Source organism: Glycomyces sp. TRM65418 (genome assembly GCF_019710475.1).
In the GTDB taxonomy this organism is placed as follows: Bacteria; Actinomycetota; Actinomycetes; order Mycobacteriales; family Micromonosporaceae; genus Glycomyces.
This window is the reverse complement of record NZ_JAJFAX010000001.1, coordinates 349,899-368,511: the sequence shown is the minus strand read 5'-3', so window position 1 is coordinate 368,511 and position 18,613 is coordinate 349,899. Positions and strand designations below refer to the sequence as shown.

Sequence of the window (18,613 nt, the reverse complement as noted above, 5' to 3'; positions counted from 1 at the left end):
CGGGCACCCGGAGACGGCGCTTCCTCCAGTCGACGACCGGCCGTCCACCCCGGGCGGTCGAGGCGTCGTCCCGTGAAACGGCGTGGCGGGCGCGGACCGCCGCGGAGAAGCCGTCGTGCTGTCGGTCGCTCCCGCTAGGCTCGCGGGCATGTCAGAACGACCGGAATTCACGCGCTTCCCCAACGTCACGTTCGTTGAGGGCGAGACGAGCGACTCGGTGATCTACAGTCCCGGCGGTCCGGCCGACGCCCATCTGTCCGAGGTGTTCGCCGCCCACGGGCTCGAAGGATCCGGCTACGACTGGCAGTCGGCGGTGCACGCCGCGCTGATCGACCGCGGTCCGCTCCTCGAGCGCTTCTCGTTCGACTCCGAGGCCGGCATGTTCTGCGCCTACGGCGGCGACCGCGAGGCGCTCGGCGAGGTCGCGACCACCCTGGAGTCGTTGCTGGAGCGGCCGGTGCTGCTGATCGACGCGCTGGCCGTCGCCGCCGAACGCGATCTCTTCGACTGACGGAACGCCTTCCGGGCCCGGACCGCCTCGGCGCCACCGGCCTCGCCGATCGTCGACTCGGCACGCTCCCCGACGGGCGACGCCGCGCGTCCTGCCGACCCGAGGCCTCCCGCAGCGATCAGGCCTGTTGCCGGGCGAGCCCGCCACCGGTCGGGACGCCGAGTCCGAGGAGACGGAGGCCGGTGATGCGGCGAGGGCGGGTAGCGCGGCGGCGAATCCCGCCGCGCCACCCGCCTGCGCGGAGCGGCCTAAGGGGAGGGCCGGCGGGAGGGGAGGCTGCGGGCGGCGAGGAGGCCGCCGACGGCGGGGACGAGGGCGAGGAGCCAGATCCGGTGGCGGCCGTTCGAGGTGAGGGCGGCGGCGATCACGCTGACCGTGTAGGCGAGACCGTGGAGCGGGCCCAGGATGCTCGTGAAGAGTTCAAGGTGGACGGTGGCCAGGTTCGCCATCATGAGCGCGAAGGTCGTGAGCTCGACCGTTCCGATGGCGTGGAGCGCGCGGCGCTGGTTCACGGTCAGACTCCCGTCGTGGAGCCGGGGCGGTAGACCATGAGGACTACGACGATCGCCCACAGCAGGTTGAAGACGCCGGTGGCGGCAGCGAGGCGCCGACCGGCGCCGGTCGCCGCTGCGGTGCTGAGGGAATCGAGGCCACGGCGCTGCCCGGGGAGGATGATCGCGATGAGGATCACGGCCGCGGCCGCGGTGAGCGTCATCGAGGTGATGAGCCAGGCGTCGGTGAGCACGCCGAGGCTCGCGGCGGTGGCGACGCCGAAGACCGGCACGAGGATGCCGATGACGGCGTAGACGCGGGTGATGCGGTGCAGGATCGCCACGCCTGCGGTCTTCCGGGTGTCCTCGGGGTCCTGCGCGGCGGCGGCGAGCGCGGGAGGGAACATGCTGGCGGCGATGGCGACCGGGCCGATCGTCAGGATGGCGGCGAGCACGTGGACGGAGAGCAGGAACGCGGTCATGCGCCCGCCCTGGTGCGGCATCGAGTCATGGAGGTCCTTTCCTTGGCTTGCTGGCTCCCCATGCTCGCGTTGCGGACGGTCATCGACAATGGCTGGACGGCCAACTTTTGCCTGTTTCCGGCCATGACGCGGCAGGCGCCGCAGTCGCGTTACGATCAGCCCATGCACACCGTCGTGGTCCTCGCACTAGAGGACGGCATCGCGTTCGATCTGGCCACCCCGATCGAGGTGTTCGGTCGCGTGCGGCTGCCGGACGGGCGGCCCGGATACCGGGTGGTCGTCGCCGGAGAGAACCCGGTGACGACGGCCGGGCCGATCCGGATCGCCACCGACGCAGGACTGGAGGCGGTGGAGCGGGCGGACTTGGTCGTGGTGCCCGGCCGGAACGACCATCGGCGCTCGACCGCGCCGGCGGTCCTCGACGCGCTCCGACGCGCGGCCGAGCGCGGTTCGCGGATCGCCTCGATCTGCGTGGGGGCGTTCACGCTCGCCGAGGCGGGTCTGCTCGAGGGCCGAGCCGCGACCACGCACTGGCTGGCCGCCGAGACGCTCGCGCGCCGACACCCGAATGTGAAGGTCGATCCCGACGTGCTCTATGTGGACGGCGGCGACGTGCTCACCTCGGCCGGAGCCGCGGCAGGGCTCGACCTGTGCCTTCACCTGGTGCAGCGCGACTACGGGGTGGCCGTGGCGGCCGATGCGGCGCGGCTGGCGGTGGCCCCCTTGCAGCGCACGGGAGGCCAGGCGCAGTACATCCTGCGCAACCGCCCGTCCTATCAGACCGCGACGCTGGAGCGCGTCCTGGCGTGGATCGAGGAGCACGCGCACCGCAGCCTCTCCCTGGCGGACATCGCCGCCGCTGCGGGCGTCAGCGTCAGAACGCTCACCAGGCGGTTCGCGGCGGAGACGGGCCAGAGCCCGATCCAGTGGCTCGGCGGGGTGCGCCTCCGGCACGCCCAGGAGCTGCTGGAGACGACCGACCACACCGTGGAGCGGATCGCCGCGCAGACGGGCTTCCCGAGCCTGAGCAACTTCCGGGCGCAGTTCGCGCAGACCGTCGGCGTCACACCCGGGGCCTACCGGAGGTCGTTCAGGAGCTCACGTGACGCTTGAGCCGGTGCGTCGGTGCGGGGGACCCTCGCCTCGGTAACGCCGCCGGGAGCTGTCCGACCGTTCGACCGTTGCGGCCCGAGCTCGTCGGACAGCCTTTAGCGGCCGCCGGTGAGTTCGCCGTGGAGCCTCGCGCTCGGGCGGTTGAGGCCGACGATCTCGACCTTCTTGGACGCTGGTGACCTCGACCAGGTGGGCGACCTTGCGGGCGAAGGCGACCATCGCGACGATGACGCCGGCGAGGACGCCGATGGCGAGGTTGTGGGTGGCGACGGTGACGGCGACGGTGACGGCGACGGTGATCGTTTCGGAGACCGGCATCTTGCGGAGGGTCTCGGGCTTGACGGAGTGCCAGTCGAAGGTCACCGCGGACACGAAGACCATGACGGCCACGAGCGCGGCCATGGGGATCTGAGCGACCACGCCGCCGAAGACGGCCACGAGGATGAGCAGGAAGAACCCGGCCGAGAAGGTCGAGAGCCGCGAGCGGGCCCCGGCCTTGACGTTGATCATCGTCTGGCCGATCATCGCGCAGCCGGCCATGCCGCCGAAGCAGCCGACGAGGATGTTGCCGATGCCCTGGCCCGCGGCTTCACGGGTCTTGTTCGAACCGGTGTCGGTGGCGTCGTCGACGACCTTGGCGGTCATGAGCGACTCCAGGAGGCCGACGGCGGCGAGTCCGAGACGCTACGGCAGACTCGGCCGATGCTGCGGAAACGAGATGGGGACCGCTGAGATGCCGGTTCTCCGCCTGGGGCGATGGCTGGCGAGGCCCAGTGGCGGTGCAGCGGGCGAGGCCCGATGCGAGGGCGCGGACGGCCGCAGGCGGATGGCGGGCATGGAACGCCTCCGCGAGTTCACTCGTCCGGATCGGGATCGCGCGGCGGCGTGTCGCCGGGCCGGCGCTCGGCAGGCCATCGAGGCGAGGTAGACGGTGTTGGTCGCCTTTATGCCGTGCAGGGGACCCGGAACCGCGATGACGTGCGCTTCGGCCTTGGCGAAGACGTCGCGGGGCCGAGCGAGGAAGCCGAGGTCGGACGGGTCGTCGGACCAGACTGCGGCGCTGACACTAACGTGATGTCACAGTTGTCGGCGCGGCGGTCAGGGCTGCGGCGCGGCCTCCGGTTGCAGGGCGTCGATCCGGTCGGCGAGGGCGGCGGCGAACTCCTCGGCGCCGACGAGCTGGTCGCGCAGCGATTCGCATCGGACCCGGGCGATGGTCTGGAACGCGGTGAGCGTCGAACGCAGTACGGCCGCCTCGTCGCCGTCGACGTTCCCCGCATCGGCGCGGTCGAGAGCGGCGAGCAGGTCCCGGATCTGATCGAGCGAGAGCTCAAGGGGCTTGAGGCGGCGGATCAGCCACAGCCGGCGCACGTCGGCCTCGGTGTAGAGACGGAAGCGCCCCTGGCTGCGCTCCGAGGGCACGACCAGACCGACCTCTTCGTAGTAGCGGATGGTGCGCAGGCTCAGGCACGTCCGCTCGGCGACCTCGCCGATCTGCATCAGTTCGCTGTCGCGCATCGCCGCTCCGTCTTTCGGGTTCCAAGAGTGCCACGTTACCGGTGCGGTTCGAGGCGTGCCAGCTCGCACGCGACCGTCCACACGCGCATCGGCTGCTCCAACCGCAGCCCCCAGAGCGGGGGGACCACCCCTTCGCCGCAGCGGGCGCCCACCAGGGCCGCGGTCATCGCCGCGATGGTGTCGGTGTCGCCGCCCAATCCGATCGCCTCGGCGACCGCCGCGACCGGGTCCTCGGGGTGGCGCAGGAAGACGGTGATCGACGCCGGTACCGACCCGAGCGCGGTCGCGTCGCACGCGAACCGATCGGCGAGGTCCGCACTCGGGCCCTCCACCAGCGACGGCACCGCTCCGAGCGCGGCGGCGAAGGCGTCGGTGCCGGTGTGGGCGGCGACGGCCGCAGCGAAGTCCGCGGGCGGGAGCGGGAGCGCGCTGTCGCTGCGGGCGGCGAGCGCCACCGCCACGGCCTGCGCGATCGCACCGTCGACCCCTTCTGGGTGGGCGTGCGAGACCGACGCGCTCACCGCCGCCGTCTCGGCCACCGCATCGAGGTTCAGGCCGGCGACCAGTCCCACTGGTGCGACGCGCATCGCCGCGCCGTTCCCCAGCGAACCGGCGCCGCCGAACACCGAGGCGGCGGCCTCCTGCCAACGGGCCCCCGAACGGATCTGCGACAGCACCTTCACCGCCCCGGGGCCGTAGCCGCGCCAGGGTTCGGACGCCCAGGCCGCGGCCAGCTCACCGGCCAGTGCGTCCGCGTCGATCCGGCCCGCTCGCCGGGCCAGATGGGCGGCGAGGACGAGCATCTGCGCGGTGTCGTCGGTCCACTGGGTCGGCGGGGTCGGCAGGTCCAGTTCGGCGGCGACCTGTTGCGGGTCGACCTCGGTCCGGCCCTCGAAGGGCGCGCCGAGCGCGTCGGCGCACGCGGCGAGGATGATCGCTCCGCGGACGCGCAGCCGCCACAGTCCCGCATCGGTCACCGCAATGGGTTCGGTCATCTCGGTCCCCACCTCCGTCACGAATGCCGCAACTCTACCGCCGGGGTAGAGTCGAGACCGCTGCGCATCCCGGTGCCCGTCAGCGGCCGACACGGCAGCGCGGTGCCGTTCGCGCATCCGATTCCCGTAGGGAGGCCACCGTGTCCACGCCGAGCTGCGCCGCGAGATCGCGCACCGCGAACGCGTCCGCGCCGCGATGGCCGACATGCGGCGCACGACCACGGACCTGGTCGAGGGATTCGAGGACGAGTTCGTCGAAGGGAGGCGGAACCCGTTCGAAGGCATGGGCACCGAGCCGGGGGAGGACTACCACCTCCGCGACGGGAACGCCTGGTCCTGGACCGGCGCTCCGGTCGCCGAACACTCCTACCGCGCCTCCGCCCATGACCGGCACGGCGTCGCCGAACGCCGCCGTTTCGGCTTCGCGGCTGGTGTCCGCGTCTGACCGCGGGGATGTCCAGGGTCGGGTCAGCGGATCTTTTTCAGGATGACCGTGTCGGTCACCGAGTTCGGTCCTGAGCCTTGATCGGGGCCTTTGCGGATGCGTTTGATGATGCGGGCGGTGACGAACCAGAGGAACAGGGCGGCGAGGACGCCCAGCACGATCGTGCTCAAGAGGTTGCTGTAGCGGCTGAGGATCGGCTCGATCTGCGGGCCGAACGCGAAGCCGAGCCCGACCCAGACCGAGTTCCACACGGTGCTGCCGATGAGCGTGTAGAGCGAGAACTTCCCCAGCGGCATCCGCGCGATGCCGGCAGGGATCGAGATGGCGCTGCGCACCAGCGGCAGGCAGCGCCCCGCCATGACCGCGATGCCGCCCCAGCGGTCGAAGACCCGCTCGGACAGCTCGAAGTCGCGGACCTCGAACAGCGGCAGCTTCGCGAACAGCCAGCGCGTGCGCTCACGGCCGATCGCGGCGCCGACGAAGTAATAGCAGTACGCGCCGAGCATCGATCCGATGGTCGCGAACAGCAGCACGAGGGCGACGTTCATGTGGCCCGAATAGGACAGGAATCCGGCCACCGGCAGGACGAGCTCACTGGGGACGGGCGGGAAGATCGTCTCGATGGCGAGCGCCAGGCCGACGCCGGCCTCGCCGAAATCGGTCATCAGCCCCAGGACCCACCCGATGAATCCGTCGTATTCCTCGGTGGCGGGCGGTACTGCGGCGGCCAGCGCCGGGGTTTGGCCGATCATTCGCGTCCTCAGATCTCGGGGCCGACAATCTTGCAGAGTTTACGCCTGCGCGGGAAGCGGAGGCGTTCCGGCGCGACCGCTCATCAGGTTCCCTGCAGGGCGTCGTTCAATCGCTCGAGCCCCCGCGGTCGGCGGCCTCGGCGCGGTCTTCCGAGGCGATGTCGAACTCGACGCCGGCGTCGACGATGAGGTGATCCGCCCCGGTCCACCAGCGCCGCCGTGTGCATGTCGCCGATGAGGGCGTAGTCCTCCAAAGGCTTCGACACCCGATCACTTCCCTCCTGCATCCGATGGTCGCGCCGCCTCGGCCGGAGGGCGCCGACTCGGTGAAGGCCGCGGGCCGGCGCGGCGCTCCCTGCTCACTCTCCTCGCCGGTCCTCGTGCAACTCGTCGTAACCGGCGCGGGGTCCGAGAGGGACGCCGCTGCGGTGCAGCGCCCGGCCGATGGCGTAGCCGCCCACCGGCGCGGTGGTCAACAGCAGCCAGATCGCCAGCAGCACTTCGACCGCCTCCAGCCACCCCGGTTCGGCCATCCAGGCGCCGACCAGCACCAGGACCAGACCCAGGGCCGAGGCCTTGGTGACGGCGTTGAGCCGCGAATACGGGTCGGGCAGCCGCACATAGCCCACGGCCGCCACGGCGATGAGCCAGACGCCCAGACCCATGCACGCCCACGACATCGCTTCGAGCGCGTTCACCAGTCCTCCTCTCCTTCGTTCCGGTCCTCTCGGTCGATCAGCCGGGCCACGGAGACCGACGAGAGGAAGCCGACCAGCGCCGCCACGAGCACGACCGCGAAGAACGCCGAGCCGCCCAGGCGCGTCCCCAGGATCGCCACGGCGGCGACGAAGGCGTAGAACCCGAGGTCCCCGGCCACGGCGCGGTCGCCGTCGGTCGGCCCGCGGATCACACCGACGGCTGCTGTGAGCAGCGCGAGGGCCACGACGGCGAACATCACGTCAAGCGCGTTCATGACCGCCCCCCTCGGCCGCTTCGGCGTCGATGCCGTGGAACCGGACCGCGGCGAGCATCCGGCTCTCCAAGGCGCGCAGACGCTCGCGGAATCGATCGGGATCGGGCGCGTACATGCCGTGCACGTACAGCGTCGGCGGCTCGCGGCGCACCGCGAGCGTCAAGGTGCCGGGCGTCAGCGAGATGAGGTTCGCCAGGAGTGCGATCTCGAACCGGGTCCGGCAGCGCAGGGGGAACCGCGCGATGCCGGGCGCGAGCCGACTGCTGGGCGTCAGGATGTCCCAGGTGAGCGCGGCGTTGGCCGTGATCATCTCGCGCGCGAAGTAGAGCGCGAACCACACCAGGCGTACCGGCCACGTCAAGGCCGGGACGAGTGCGCCGCGTGCCGTTCTCATCAGTCGACCACCGCCTCCGCATAGGCCGTGTAGTCGGCGAGCCCGCGGCCCGCCTGCTCGCACAGCGCCAGCAGCCAGTCGCCCGTGAGACCGAGGATCACCGTCACCGCGGCCAGCGACAACGCCGGCGCGACCAACCCCACGGGGGCGGCGGTGAGCTGCGGCGCCTCGTGCCGGTCGTCGTCTTTGGGCTTGGCGATGAAGACGGACTGCCAGATCTTGATCATCGATGCCAGGGTCAGCGCCCCGACCGCCACCGCGGCGACCGCCGCGATGTACTGCCCCTGGCCGATGGCCGCCCGCACCAGCACGTACTTCGCGAGGAACCCCGAGAAGGGCGGCATCCCCGCCAGGGACAGCGCCGGGACGATGAAGGCCAGGGCGACGAGCGGCTCGCGTCGCGCGAGGCCGCCGAACGATGCGAGCCGCCCCGTGCCGTAGCGGTGCTCGACGGCGCCCGCCGAGAGGAACAGCGACGCCTTAGCCACCATGTGGTGCATCAGGTAGAAAATGCCCGCCGCGGCCCCGGCCGGCGCCGCCAACACCGCGCCGAGCGCGATGTACCCGTTCTGGCTGATCATGTGGAACGACAGGATCGACCGCATCGATCGCTGCCCGAAGGCCGCGAGGACGCCGACGGCCATCGTCAGGACGCACACCCCCACGGCGATCCAGGCGAACCGGGCTTCGCCGCCGTAGAGCAGGGAGTAGAGCCGGTAGATCGCGTAGATGCCGAGCTTGGTGTGCAGGCCCGAGAACAGCGCCGTCACGCCGGGGGAGGCGTGCGGATAGGTCTCGGCGAGCCAACCGTGGACCGGCACGAGCGCCGACTTGACCGCCAGCGCCGCGAGCAGCACCGCGCCCGCCGCGGCCAGCGGCGGCGAGTCGGCCGCCGCTCCGGCGAGGGAGGCGAGGTCGACCGTGCCGACGATGCCGTAGACGAGGCCCACGGCGATGAGGAAGACCGTGGAGGTGAGCAGGCTGATGCTGACGAAGACCCTGCCGACGGCGAACCGCGCGCGATCGGAGGACATGCTCATGAGCGCGTAGGACGGCATCAAGGTGACTTCGAGGAACACGAACAGGTTGAACAGGTCGCCGGTGAGCAGCACCCCGGCGACACCGGCGACGAGGACGAGGACCAGCGGCGCGAACATGGACCGCTCGTCCTCACCCGCCGCGATCGCGAACCAGACGCAGACGAGCGCCAGCAGCGAGGTGGCGACCAGCATGAGCGCGCTGAAGGTGTCGAGGACGAACGTGATCGCCACGCCGCCGGGCCAGCCGCCGATGCGGGTGGCGAGCACCGCGCCGTCGGCGACCGCGACGAGGAGGACGACGTGGTGGGCCAGCAGGAGTCCCAGCGTTCCGAGCAGGACGATGCGCCGCGGCCGCGCGGGACGGCGCACCACGGCCAGCAGTGTGGCCGCCACCAGGGGCAGCGCGATGGACAGGGGCATCGTCAGTCCGCTCACGGGTCGGCCTCCGTGTCGTCGTCGTCCCCCTCGGCGCGCGCGAGCGCGAACAGGTAGACGGTGATGCCGAACGTGATCACGATGGCCGTCAGGACGAACGCCTGCGGCAGCGGGTCGGCGGTGTCGGCCGGCACGCCGTCCCCGACCAGGGGCGGCTCGCGTGTGGACATGCCGCCGGAGGCGAGCAGCACGACGTTGGCCGCGTGCCCGAGCAGGATGAATCCGAGCGCGATGCGCACGAGCCCGCGCTGCAGGATCAGGAACACGCCTCCGGCCACCAGGATGCCGACCGCGACCGCCGCGCTCATGCGTCGCCCCGTTCGCCCGCGCCGGCCCGCTCCGGCGCATCGCGGGGGGCGCCCGACGCCGCTTCGACGCCGTAGTGGCCCAAGCGGTTGAGCGCCGCGGCCACCATCCCGAGGACGACCAGGTACACGCCGAGGTCGAACACCAGGGAGGAGCTGAGCGACACGTGCGCGCCGGCCAGATCGACGTGGCCGTGCGCGGGCCGCAGGAACGGTTCGGCGGCGGCCAGCGCCGCGAGCCCCGTGCCGGTGGCGACGAGCAGCCCGGCCGCGAGCAGGGGCGTCTGGATCGGCGGCAGCGGCGTCCGGGACGCCGCGGGCCGCGAGAGGTGCACGAGTGCGAGCCCGCATCCGCCCACCAGTCCGGCCGTGAAGCCGCCGCCCGGCTCGTGGTGCCCGCGCAGCAGCAGATAGACCGAGAGGACCACGAGCACCGGTGTGAGCGCCCGCCGGACGACGTCGACGATGAGCGCGCTGTCGGGGACTTCGGCCTGCTCCGAAGCCGCTGTGCGCTCAGCGCCGCGCACGGCCACCAGGTCCATGATCGCGGCCGTGCCCAGCCCCGCCGCGACGAGCACGGCGATCTCCCCGAGCGTGTCGAGGGCGCGGAACTCCACCAAGATCGTGTTCACCACATTGGAACCGCCGGTCTGCGGACCCGTCTCGTGCAGCAGGTAATCCGCGACCGGGGAGCGCTCGCGTCGCCCCGTGAACGCGAAGGTCGCCGCCGCGGCGGCGATGCCGGCCCCTACGGCGATGCCCGCCGTGACCGCGGTGCGACGCCGCGAAGCCGAGTGGAACCGGCGGGGCAGGCCGCGGAGCACCAGCACCGCCACGACCACGGTGATGACCTCGAACAGGACCTGGGTGATCGCCAGATCCGGCGCCCCCGCGAGCAGGAACCACAGGCCGATGACGAACCCGGTCAGGCCGACGAGGATGACCGCGCCGAGCCGTGAGCGCCTGGTCGCCGCTCCGGCCACCGTCACGGCCAGCACCGTCACCGGGACCCAGTCCACGCCGAAGGTCGTGGGCCGCGGCGGCGCGGGCACGGCGATGGGGTGCAGCGCGTACGCCGCGGCGATCGCCGCCAGCGCCAGGATCGGGACCGGCAGATGCGCCGCGGGGGAGCTGCGCTGGGTGAGCGATCCGAGCCGGGCGCCGGCGCGCATCGTGGCGTCGTAGCAGGCGGTGAACGCCGCCTCCCCGTCGAGCCGCCGGCGGGGGCGCTGGAGGAATCGGTCGACGGGGTCGCGCGCCAGGAAGAGCGCCGTGCCCGCCGCGAAGGTGACCGCGGAGAGCGCCAGTTCGGGGGTCCACCCGTGCCACAGGTGCAGATCGACCGCGGCGAACTGCTCGCGGGTGTCGACCGCGACGCGGCGGATGAGCGGGTTCAGCGTGTGCACGCCGACGCCCAGCGCCAGTCCGCCCGCCGCGGCGACCGCGGCGGGCGCCAGGAACAGCAGGCTCGGTTCGTGGAGGCGTCGCTGCACCGTCGGCCCGATGAAGGCGCCGGTGAAGATCCGCAGCCCGTAGGCGAACGTGAGGGAGGCCGCCGCGACCGTGAGCGCCAATGCGACCGGCCCCGCCCACGCCGGGCCGGGCAGATCGTGGAAGGCGGCGAACATCGTCTCCTTGCTGACGAACCCGATCATCGGCGGGAGGCCGGCCAAGGACATCCCGGCGAGGGCGGTGAGCGTCGCGGTCACCGGCATGACGCGACGCAGGCCGCCCAACTCCCGGATGTCGCGGCTGCCCGCCTGGCGGTCGATGATGCCGACGAGCATGAACAGCGTCGCCTTGAACAGGGCGTGCGCGAGGGTGTGCAGGGCCGCCGCGGCCAGCGCCTCGGGGGTGCCGACGCCGATCATCGCGACCAGGAAGCCGAGCTGGCTCATGGTCGAATAGGCCAGCAGCGCCTTGAGGTCGTGCTGCTCGAGGGCGAGCAGCGCACCGAAGAGCGCGGTCGCGAGGCCGACGGTGATCAGGCCCCACGTCCACAGTGGGTTCTCCGCGAACAGCGGCGAGAAGCGCATGAGGACGTAGATGCCGCCTTTGACCATCGAAGCGGCGTGGAGGTAGGCGCTCACGGGCGTCGAGGCGGCCATCGCACCGGGCAGCCAGAAATGGAGCGGCAGCTGCGCCGACTTGGCCATGGCGCCGACGATCACCAGTGCGGCCGCGGTCGTCGCGAGCGGCGAATCGCTCTTCCAGGCCTCGTCGTCGAGGATCGCGCTCAGCCTCGTCGTGCCGGAGTGGACCGACAGCAGGATCAGCCCGGCGAAGAGGGCCAGACCCCCGGACGCCGTGACGAGGAGGGCGCGCAGCGCGGGGCCGGCGGCGCCCGAACGCACCCCGCCGATGAGGAAGAACGAGCACAGGGTGGTGAGTTCCCACCCGATGAAGAGCACGATCACGTCATCGGCGAGGACGAGCAGCAGCATGGCCAGCGCGAAGACCGTCATGAGGGTGTAGAGCCACACGTGGCGTCCGCGGCTGAAGTAGCGGGCGCAGTACGCCATGACGAGCGCCCCGACGCCCAGGACGATGAGCGAGAACAGGAGGGCCAGCGCGTCGAGCCGCAGCCGCAGCGCCACGTCGATCGAGGGCATCCACGACCAGGAGGCGGTGACGACCTCCCCGTCCCCGCTCGCCGGCAACTGGAGGGCGAGCACGACCGCCAGGACCGTGAACCCCGCGGCGAGGAGCCATCCGGTGTCGCGTCCGAAACGGCGGTACGTCACGGGGACGAGGAGGGCGAAGACCGCCAGGGCGATCAGGGGCGCGAACAGCAACACGACCGGTCCACCGCTCCTTTCGCGACCGAAGCGCACAGGCGTCCGCCGCCCCGACGGGGCGGCGGACGGCGGCAGTGCTCGGTCGCCACCGGTCTGCCGCGGACCTAATGATGTTTCCCTTTGGGCGCGCGTCAAACCGGTTTCGGCTATTTCGATTCGGGAGCGGCGAACGCCTTGCCGGGGCATGGGGGCGCACCTAGCATGGGGGGATGCCCGCACTTGAAGTGTTGCTGATCATCATCGCGTTGTGGGCCGCCTCGGGGCTGGTGGCGCTCCTGTGGATGGCCCGGCAGGGCCATCGCGATCGCGGATGGATTCTCCTCGCGGTGCTGCTGGGCCCCATTTTCGCCGCCTCAGCGCCCGAACGGGCCCGGATGAACTCGCGCCTGGTCGAATCCGAACGCGACCGGGACGACTCCTCGGCGCAACGGCGGGCGCTGGTGGGCATCGACGGCTCTCCGGCGTCCGAACGCGCCTTGGACACGGCGCTCGACCTGTTGCCCGGCGACCGGTACTCCTTGATCCTGGCGAGAGTCGTGGACTTCGACCTCGCCGAAGCCGCCGACGTCGATTCGGAGGACGCCGAGGCGATCCAGCGGGTCGAGGAGGAGCTGGCCCGCAGAGCCGCGCGGATCAGCGACCGCCAGGTGAGCTCCGCGGTGCTGGCGGGGCCCCCGGCCGGGGCGCTGCTGCGATACGCCGAGGAGCGGGACGTCGACGTGATCGTGGTGGGCCGCCACGGCAAGGGGCTGTCGAAGGCGCTCATGGGCGACGTGAGCCAGACCATGATCCAGCAGGCGCCCGTCCCGGTCCTGGTGGCAGGGGGCGCGGGCGAGCCGAGGCGCTGAGCCCGCCCCGGCAGCAGCACACCGCGAACTTCTCGGAGCAGGCCTCCGGCTCGATCCGCTCGGCGTCCGACACGCCATTGCCGATGATCGTGGGCGCCGTACCTCCCGCCCGTCGACCGGGAGCGCCGAAGCCGATACACGTGAAGGAATCTCTGCTAGACACCTGGTATGACCGGAAACGCTCCCCAGTTGCCGACGCGGCGCAGCCTTTCCCAGACCCCTCCGGTGCAGGCCGGCCTCTACCTTGGCATCGGGCTCGGGTTCGCCGCCCTCCTCATCTGGGCCGTAACGAAACTCGACACGCTCATCATCGTCCTGATCATCGCCGGATTCCTCGCCGTGGGACTCAACCGCCCCGTCCAGTTCATGACGCGGCACGGCCTGCCGCGCTGGCTCGCGATGACGATCCTCATCGTCGGCCTCCTCCTGTTCTTCTGCGGCGGCCTCGCGCTCGTCATCCCCGCGATCGTCAGGCAGACCGCCGACTTCGTCGCCGCCGCGCCCGACTACTACGAGCAGCTCATGCAGTCGACCCTCGCCGAGCGCTTCGGGGGCGAGTCGGCGCTGCTCGACCGCGTCCAGGAGCTGCTCACCGCCGAGAACCTCTCGGCGGCGGCCGGCGGCCTCCTCGGCGGAGCGGCCTCGGCCGCCACCGTCGTCGGCTGGGCCGTCACGGCCGTGCTCCTGTCGCTGTTCATCCTCGCCGCGCACGACCGCATCAGGGACGCCGCGCTGCGGCTCGTCGTCGACTCCAAACGCGAGCGGGCCGGAGAGATCCTCGACCGCATCCTCCTCCAGGCGGGCTCCTACCTCATCGGCGCGCTCGTGATCGGCCTCACCGCCGGAGTGTCCGCGTGGGTCTTCATGGTGATCGCGGGCATCCCCTACGCGGTGATCCTGGCGTTCATCGTGGCGATCACCGATCTCATCCCGCAGATCGGCGCCTTCATCGGATCGGGCATCGTCATCCTCATCGCGCTCGCCTCCTCGCCGATGACCGCGGTCGCCGCGCTCATCTTCTTCGTCGTGTACCAGCAGGTGGAGAACTGGCTCATCTATCCGACCATCATGGGCAGCGCCGTCAAGGTCTCCAACCTCGCCGCGCTCGTGAGCGTCCTCATCGGAGCCACGCTCTACGGCGTCGTCGGCGTGGTCCTCGCCGTCCCGACCTACGCCGCGGTCCGACTGGTCGTCCGAGAGCTCGTCCACCCGCGCCTCGACGCCAACTGACCGCGATCGGGAACGGTCCCGGGCGGTGGTGTCGGCCGCCTCCAGGATCAGGTCGGCCACGGCATCGGCAGTTGCCTTCGTTGTCTCGCAACAGGACTCAATACCGGAAGCCCTCGACTCCATTGAACGCCGAATCGCACTGCGCCGTCCGCTCCGGGGATGGCCCTGGACCTCCGAGAGCCGCCGACGATCCGACCGAAGCGTCAGCCGGCTGAGACCGTCATCGTGTGGACGCGCTTCCTCACCGCCGCCGCACTGGTCCTCGCCGCGATCGGCTTCCTCGCCTCCGAAGGCGCGGTGCGCCAAGAGCTCGAACGGCGGGTCCAGCGCGACCCGGGGCTCGGGGAAGACGCCTACTACGTCTTCCTCCAGGTCGATTGGGTCCTCTCGATCTCCTTCGGGGCCGTAGCGGTCGTCTATCTGTGCCTCGCAGTGCTCTATGCGACGATCGGCGTGTTCCACCGCAGTGCCACCGCCCGCGCCACCGGCTGGTTCCTGGCCCGGCTCGGCCTGCTCTGCTGCGGACCGGTGAGCGTCCTCGCCGGACTGATCGAGTTCGGGGCCGGGCGGACGCTCGTACCCCAGGACACCGGCGGCCGGGACTACAGCGCCGAAGCCGACCAGATTGCGAACGTCCGAAAAGCAGGGGTGCGGCTTCGAACTCGGGCGATCCGACGGGACCGGGGGCGCGGTTCAGCACGTCGGTCCCGCACGGTCGGTTCGAGTTCGAACCATGGCCCCGTCTCGGGGTACGAGGCTGCGTGAACGATCCAGCCGGTTGAGGGTCACTCGGGGTCGGGTTTGAAGCGGTATCCCATGCCGGGCTCGGTGAGGAGGTAGACCGGCCTCGACGGTTCGGGTTCGAGTTTGCGGCGCAGCTGGGCCATGTACTGGCGCAAGTAGTTGGTTTCGCGCCGGTACGTCGGGCCCCACACCTCGTGCAGGAGGCGGCGCTGGACGACCAGCTTGCCGGGGTTGCGCAGGAGGACCTCCAGGAGTCGCCATTCGGTACGGGTCAGCCGGATCTCCACAGCGCCCCGGTGGACGGTCCGAGCGGCGAGGTCGACGAGAACGTTTCCTATATGGACAGTCGTGGGTTCGGGTTCGCCGCCCTGCCGCCGTGCCATGGCCCGCAGTCGGGCGAGCAGCTCGCCGATGTCGAACGGCTTGGTCACGTAATCGTCGGCGCCCACGTCGAGCGCGGTGATCTTGTCGGTGCTGCCCGTGCGGCCCGAGAGCACCAGGATGGGCGCGGCCGTCCACCCGCGGAGACCGGTGATGACCTCGGTGCCGTCCATGTCCGGCAGGCCCAGGTCGAGCACGACCACGTCCGGTGCAGTTGCCTCGGCGGACCTGAGCGCGGCGGTGCCGTCGACGGCCGTCACGACCTCGTAGCCGCCTGCCGCCAGGTTGATCCGCAGCGTCCGCACGATCTGGGGGTCGTCGTCGACGACCAGGACCTTGGTCATCGCTCCTGCCTCGCGGTCGGCAGCGCCAGGACCATGGTCAAGCCCCCGGCCGGAGTCGGCTCGGGAGTGAGGGCGCCGCCCATCGCCTCGGCCAATCCGCGCGAGAGCGCCAGCCCCAGGCCCACTCCGGTGCTGTTGTCGGTGTCGCCCAGACGCTGGAACGGGGTGAACATCAGCTCGAAGTCCTCCTCCGGCACGCCCGGGCCGCAGTCCGTCACACGCAGTTCCACCGACTCGCCTGCCTCGCTGGCCGTGATGAGCGGCGGCCGGTCGGAGGGGCTGTAGCGCATCGCGTTGCCGACGAGGTTCACGAGGATGCGCTGCAGCAGGCCGGGATCGGCGCTCACCTCGGGCAGGGCGGGCGGCACGAGGATCCGCACGTCCGCGGCGCCGATCTCGTCGAGCGCGGACGGCACCGCCTCGTCCAGGGCGATCGGGACCGGCTCGGCCCCGAGCACACCCGCCTGGAGGCGGCTCATGTCGAGCAGGTTGTCCACCAGGCCGCCCAGGCGCGCCAGCGAGATGTCGGCGCTGTCGAGCAGTTCGGCGCGTTCGGCTTCGGTGAACCGGTTCCCGCTCAATCGCAGGCTGCCCACCGCCGCGCGCGCCGAGGCCAGCGGCGTCCGCAGGTCGTGGGAGACCGCCGCCAGCAGCGCCGTGCGCAGGCGGTCGGCCTCGGCGAGCACCTGCGCCTCCGATCGGGCTCGCGCGGCCGCGCGAGCCCGATCGGCCGACAGGTTCACCACGCTGGCCCCGCCCAGCGCCAGGACCACGAACGCGACCAGGGCGACGACTTGGCGCTCGTGCGCGACGATGAAGGTGTGGTGCGGCTCGGTGAAGAAGTAGTTGAGTCCGAAGAATCCGACCAGCGCCGCCAGGAGCGCCGGCCACATGCCGCCGGTGAGCGTGATGCCCATGACCGCGGTCAGCACGATCAGGATGACGCTGCTGAACGAGAGCTCGCCGCGCAGCGGCACCAGCGATATCACCAGCGCCGGGAGCCCGAGCAGGGTCAGGGCGAAGCCGGTGCGGCGGCGTCGGGCGCCGATGAAGTCCCGGCTTCGACCGGGCCGTCGCGGCCACGATAGGCGCGCGGTCGTTCCACCTGTCACAACCCTAAGCATGCTCGCATCCCAGGCCGTACGGGCACCAGGAGCGGGGCCGGGTGAGCGGAACCGCGGATCCTGACGGATTCTTGACGCCGCCGAGCAGCCGGAGGCGCCCGAACGAAAATACGCTCGCCGAGTGAAAAACGCGGCCTCCTTGCGGCGAACGGCGTCCGGGCCCTCACCGATCGGCCTGCGCTCGGCCTTCGAGCATCTCGCCCGGCGGCCGATCAAACTCGTGCCGCTCACCTTCGCCGGCGCCATCGCGCTGGTCACGGGCCTGTTCATGCTCCCGATCGCCCAAGCCGACCCCGGCGGCACCACCGTGCTGGACGCCGTGTTCACCGCGACCTCGGCCATCACCGTCACCGGTCTGGCCACCGTCGACACCCCCGTCCACTGGACCGGCTTCGGCGAAGCGGTCATCATGGTCGCGATGCAGGTCGGCGGCCTCGGCATCATGACCAGCGCCGCGTTCATGGGCCTGCTCGTATCCAAACGACTCGGCCTCCGCTCGCGTCTGATGGCCCAGGCCGAGCTGCACTCGGCGCTGAACCTCGGCGACCTCAGGGGCGTCATCTTCCGGGCCTTCGCCGTGGCGGGCATCGTCGAGGCCGCGGTGGCGCTGGTCCTGGCCCTGCGGTTCCACTACGGCTACGGCATGGGGCGCGGCGAAGCGGCCTGGCAGGGCCTCTTCCACGGCGTGAGCGCGTTCAACAACGGCGGATTCAGTCTGTTCTCCGACTCGCTCATGAGTTTCGCGAACGACCCGCTCGTCATCGTCCCGATCACCGCCGCCTCGATCATCGGAGGCCTGGGCATGCCGGTGATCTTCGAGGTCACCCGGCGCGGTTGGGGGCGCAAGCGCTGGACCCTGCACACCAAGATGACCCTCGCCGGCACCACCATCCTGTTCGCGGGCGGCTTCGTGGTCTTCCTCGCCTTCGAATGGGCGAACCCGGCCACATTCGGCCCCATGGGCTGGCACGAGAAGACCCTGTCGGCGTTCTTCCAGTCGGCGATGCTGCGCACCACCGGCTTCAACTCGATCGACGTGGGGGCGATGGAGGACCACTCGGTCCTCGTCTCGATCGTGCTCATGTTCATCGGCGGCGGTTCGGCATCGACCTCCGGCGGCATCAAGGTCACCACGTTCTTCGTCCTGCTGTGGGTGATCTGGTCGGAGGTGCGCGCCGAACCCGACGCCTCGGCGTTCCGGACCCGCCTGAGCGTGAACGTCATCCGGCAGGCGCTCACCATCGCGCTGCTCTACGTCGCTGTCAACGTGACCGCGGTGGTCGCCATGACCCTCCTCCACCCCGAATTCGCGCTCCACGAGTCCGCCTTCGAGGTCGCCTCCGCCCTGGCCACCGTCGGCCAGTCCACCGGGCTCACCGCCGAACTCGACGCGGCGTCGAAGGTGCTCATCATCGCGTTGATGTTCATCGGCCGCATCGGGCCGGTCCTCCTGGCCACGGCACTGGCGATCCGCACCCGGCGGCGCCTGTACCACTACCCCGAAGGCCGTCCACTGGTCGGCTGAAAACAGATCCCCCCCGACGGCCGGACCGGATGTCCGGCGATGCCCTCATCATGGCTGGCCGGGTCATCGCCCGGAGCGTCAGGACTGCTTGTGAATCGACTCCTGACAGAGGCCGGCATACGTCGGCGGGTCCTCGATCAGACCGTCGCAGAAGCTTGCCCTCGA

Annotated in this window: 20 protein-coding genes and 1 pseudogene; 7 read left to right on the top strand and 14 right to left on the bottom strand. The window is 71.1% G+C overall.

Annotated elements, in window-relative coordinates; all coding sequences use genetic code 11:
• Window positions 1-148: 148 nt before the first annotated feature.
• Window positions 149-511: an Imm51 family immunity protein gene (locus tag K3N28_RS01645; protein WP_228090730.1), complete on the top strand. Its 363-nt coding sequence runs from the start codon at window positions 149-151 to the stop codon at window positions 509-511.
• Between the two features lie 248 nt (window positions 512-759).
• On the opposite strand, the gene K3N28_RS01640 is transcribed toward K3N28_RS01645, so the two are convergent.
• Complete coding sequence (locus tag K3N28_RS01640) at window positions 760-963, bottom strand: hypothetical protein (RefSeq protein WP_374209665.1); 204 nt, start codon at window positions 961-963, stop codon at window positions 760-762.
• A gap of 62 nt (window positions 964-1,025) precedes the next feature.
• Window positions 1,026-1,484: a hypothetical protein gene (locus K3N28_RS01635; protein ID WP_374209664.1), complete on the bottom strand. Its 459-nt coding sequence runs from the start codon at window positions 1,482-1,484 to the stop codon at window positions 1,026-1,028.
• A 162-nt stretch (window positions 1,485-1,646) separates the two neighbouring features.
• Between K3N28_RS01635 and K3N28_RS01630 the strand changes: the two genes are divergently transcribed.
• On the top strand, window positions 1,647-2,597 hold the full coding sequence (locus tag K3N28_RS01630; RefSeq protein WP_228090727.1) for a GlxA family transcriptional regulator: 951 nt from the start codon (window positions 1,647-1,649) through the stop codon (window positions 2,595-2,597).
• A gap of 168 nt (window positions 2,598-2,765) precedes the next feature.
• Here K3N28_RS01630 and K3N28_RS01625 read toward each other — a convergent pair.
• The 3 genes and pseudogenes from K3N28_RS01625 to K3N28_RS01615 form a co-directional block, all read right to left on the bottom strand.
• Window positions 2,766-3,278, bottom strand: a pseudogene (locus K3N28_RS01625) (SulP family inorganic anion transporter); the annotation flags it as partial.
• A gap of 417 nt (window positions 3,279-3,695) precedes the next feature.
• Entirely contained in the window at window positions 3,696-4,115 is a 420-nt protein-coding gene (locus K3N28_RS01620) for a MerR family transcriptional regulator (RefSeq protein WP_228090726.1), read from the bottom strand.
• Between the two features lie 35 nt (window positions 4,116-4,150).
• A complete protein-coding gene (locus K3N28_RS01615; protein WP_228090725.1) occupies window positions 4,151-5,110 on the bottom strand; it encodes an ADP-ribosylglycohydrolase family protein in 960 nt (319 codons plus the stop codon).
• 205 nt (window positions 5,111-5,315) lie between these two features.
• Between K3N28_RS01615 and K3N28_RS01610 the strand changes: the two genes are divergently transcribed.
• A complete protein-coding gene (locus K3N28_RS01610) occupies window positions 5,316-5,555 on the top strand; it encodes a hypothetical protein (RefSeq protein WP_228090724.1) in 240 nt (79 codons plus the stop codon).
• 23 nt (window positions 5,556-5,578) lie between these two features.
• On the opposite strand, the gene K3N28_RS01605 is transcribed toward K3N28_RS01610, so the two are convergent.
• The 7 genes from K3N28_RS01605 to mbhE all read right to left on the bottom strand — a co-directional run bounded on the left by K3N28_RS01605 (window position 5,579) and on the right by mbhE (window position 12,252).
• A complete protein-coding gene (locus tag K3N28_RS01605) occupies window positions 5,579-6,307 on the bottom strand; it encodes a DedA family protein (protein WP_228090723.1) in 729 nt (242 codons plus the stop codon).
• Between the two features lie 359 nt (window positions 6,308-6,666).
• Window positions 6,667-7,005, bottom strand: coding sequence for a monovalent cation/H(+) antiporter subunit G (gene mnhG, locus K3N28_RS01600; RefSeq protein WP_228090722.1), 339 nt, complete (start codon window positions 7,003-7,005; stop codon window positions 6,667-6,669).
• Window positions 7,002-7,280 carry a monovalent cation/H+ antiporter complex subunit F gene (locus K3N28_RS01595; protein ID WP_228090721.1) on the bottom strand — a complete coding sequence of 93 codons (279 nt, stop codon included), beginning with the start codon at window positions 7,278-7,280 and terminating at the stop codon, window positions 7,002-7,004. Before K3N28_RS01595 ends, mnhG begins: the two co-directional genes overlap by 4 nt.
• Window positions 7,267-7,674: a Na+/H+ antiporter subunit E gene (locus K3N28_RS01590; protein WP_228090720.1), complete on the bottom strand. Its 408-nt coding sequence runs from the start codon at window positions 7,672-7,674 to the stop codon at window positions 7,267-7,269. Before K3N28_RS01590 ends, K3N28_RS01595 begins: the two co-directional genes overlap by 14 nt.
• Window positions 7,674-9,149, bottom strand: coding sequence for a monovalent cation/H+ antiporter subunit D family protein (locus tag K3N28_RS01585; RefSeq protein ID WP_228090719.1), 1,476 nt, complete (start codon window positions 9,147-9,149; stop codon window positions 7,674-7,676). Before K3N28_RS01585 ends, K3N28_RS01590 begins: the two co-directional genes overlap by 1 nt.
• Window positions 9,146-9,457 carry a sodium:proton antiporter gene (locus K3N28_RS01580; RefSeq protein ID WP_228090718.1) on the bottom strand — a complete coding sequence of 104 codons (312 nt, stop codon included), beginning with the start codon at window positions 9,455-9,457 and terminating at the stop codon, window positions 9,146-9,148. The genes K3N28_RS01585 and K3N28_RS01580 overlap by 4 nt, the downstream gene beginning before the upstream one ends.
• On the bottom strand, window positions 9,454-12,252 hold the full coding sequence (mbhE, locus tag K3N28_RS01575; protein ID WP_228090717.1) for a hydrogen gas-evolving membrane-bound hydrogenase subunit E: 2,799 nt from the start codon (window positions 12,250-12,252) through the stop codon (window positions 9,454-9,456). Before mbhE ends, K3N28_RS01580 begins: the two co-directional genes overlap by 4 nt.
• A 209-nt stretch (window positions 12,253-12,461) precedes the next feature.
• On the opposite strand from mbhE, the gene K3N28_RS01570 reads away from it, so the two are divergent.
• The 3 genes from K3N28_RS01570 to K3N28_RS01560 all read left to right on the top strand — a co-directional run bounded on the left by K3N28_RS01570 (window position 12,462) and on the right by K3N28_RS01560 (window position 15,095).
• Window positions 12,462-13,100: a universal stress protein gene (locus K3N28_RS01570; RefSeq protein WP_228090716.1), complete on the top strand. Its 639-nt coding sequence runs from the start codon at window positions 12,462-12,464 to the stop codon at window positions 13,098-13,100.
• A 168-nt stretch (window positions 13,101-13,268) separates the two neighbouring features.
• Window positions 13,269-14,330 (top strand): AI-2E family transporter, encoded by a 1,062-nt coding sequence (locus K3N28_RS01565; RefSeq protein WP_228090715.1) that lies wholly within the window; start codon window positions 13,269-13,271, stop codon window positions 14,328-14,330.
• 159 nt (window positions 14,331-14,489) lie between these two features.
• Window positions 14,490-15,095 carry a hypothetical protein gene (locus tag K3N28_RS01560; protein WP_228090714.1) on the top strand — a complete coding sequence of 202 codons (606 nt, stop codon included), beginning with the start codon at window positions 14,490-14,492 and terminating at the stop codon, window positions 15,093-15,095.
• 20 nt (window positions 15,096-15,115) lie between these two features.
• Here the strand turns inward: K3N28_RS01560 and K3N28_RS01555 are convergent, their stop codons facing one another.
• Together K3N28_RS01555 and K3N28_RS01550 are read right to left on the bottom strand one after the other, a co-directional pair.
• Window positions 15,116-15,799 carry a response regulator gene (locus tag K3N28_RS01555; protein ID WP_228090713.1) on the bottom strand — a complete coding sequence of 228 codons (684 nt, stop codon included), beginning with the start codon at window positions 15,797-15,799 and terminating at the stop codon, window positions 15,116-15,118.
• A complete protein-coding gene (locus K3N28_RS01550) occupies window positions 15,796-16,911 on the bottom strand; it encodes an ATP-binding protein (protein ID WP_228090712.1) in 1,116 nt (371 codons plus the stop codon). Before K3N28_RS01550 ends, K3N28_RS01555 begins: the two co-directional genes overlap by 4 nt.
• 133 nt (window positions 16,912-17,044) lie before the next feature.
• Here K3N28_RS01550 and K3N28_RS01545 point away from each other — a divergent pair, with 133 nt between their 5' ends.
• Window positions 17,045-18,448, top strand: coding sequence for a TrkH family potassium uptake protein (locus K3N28_RS01545; RefSeq protein ID WP_228090711.1), 1,404 nt, complete (start codon window positions 17,045-17,047; stop codon window positions 18,446-18,448).
• Window positions 18,449-18,613: the final 165 nt, after the last annotated feature.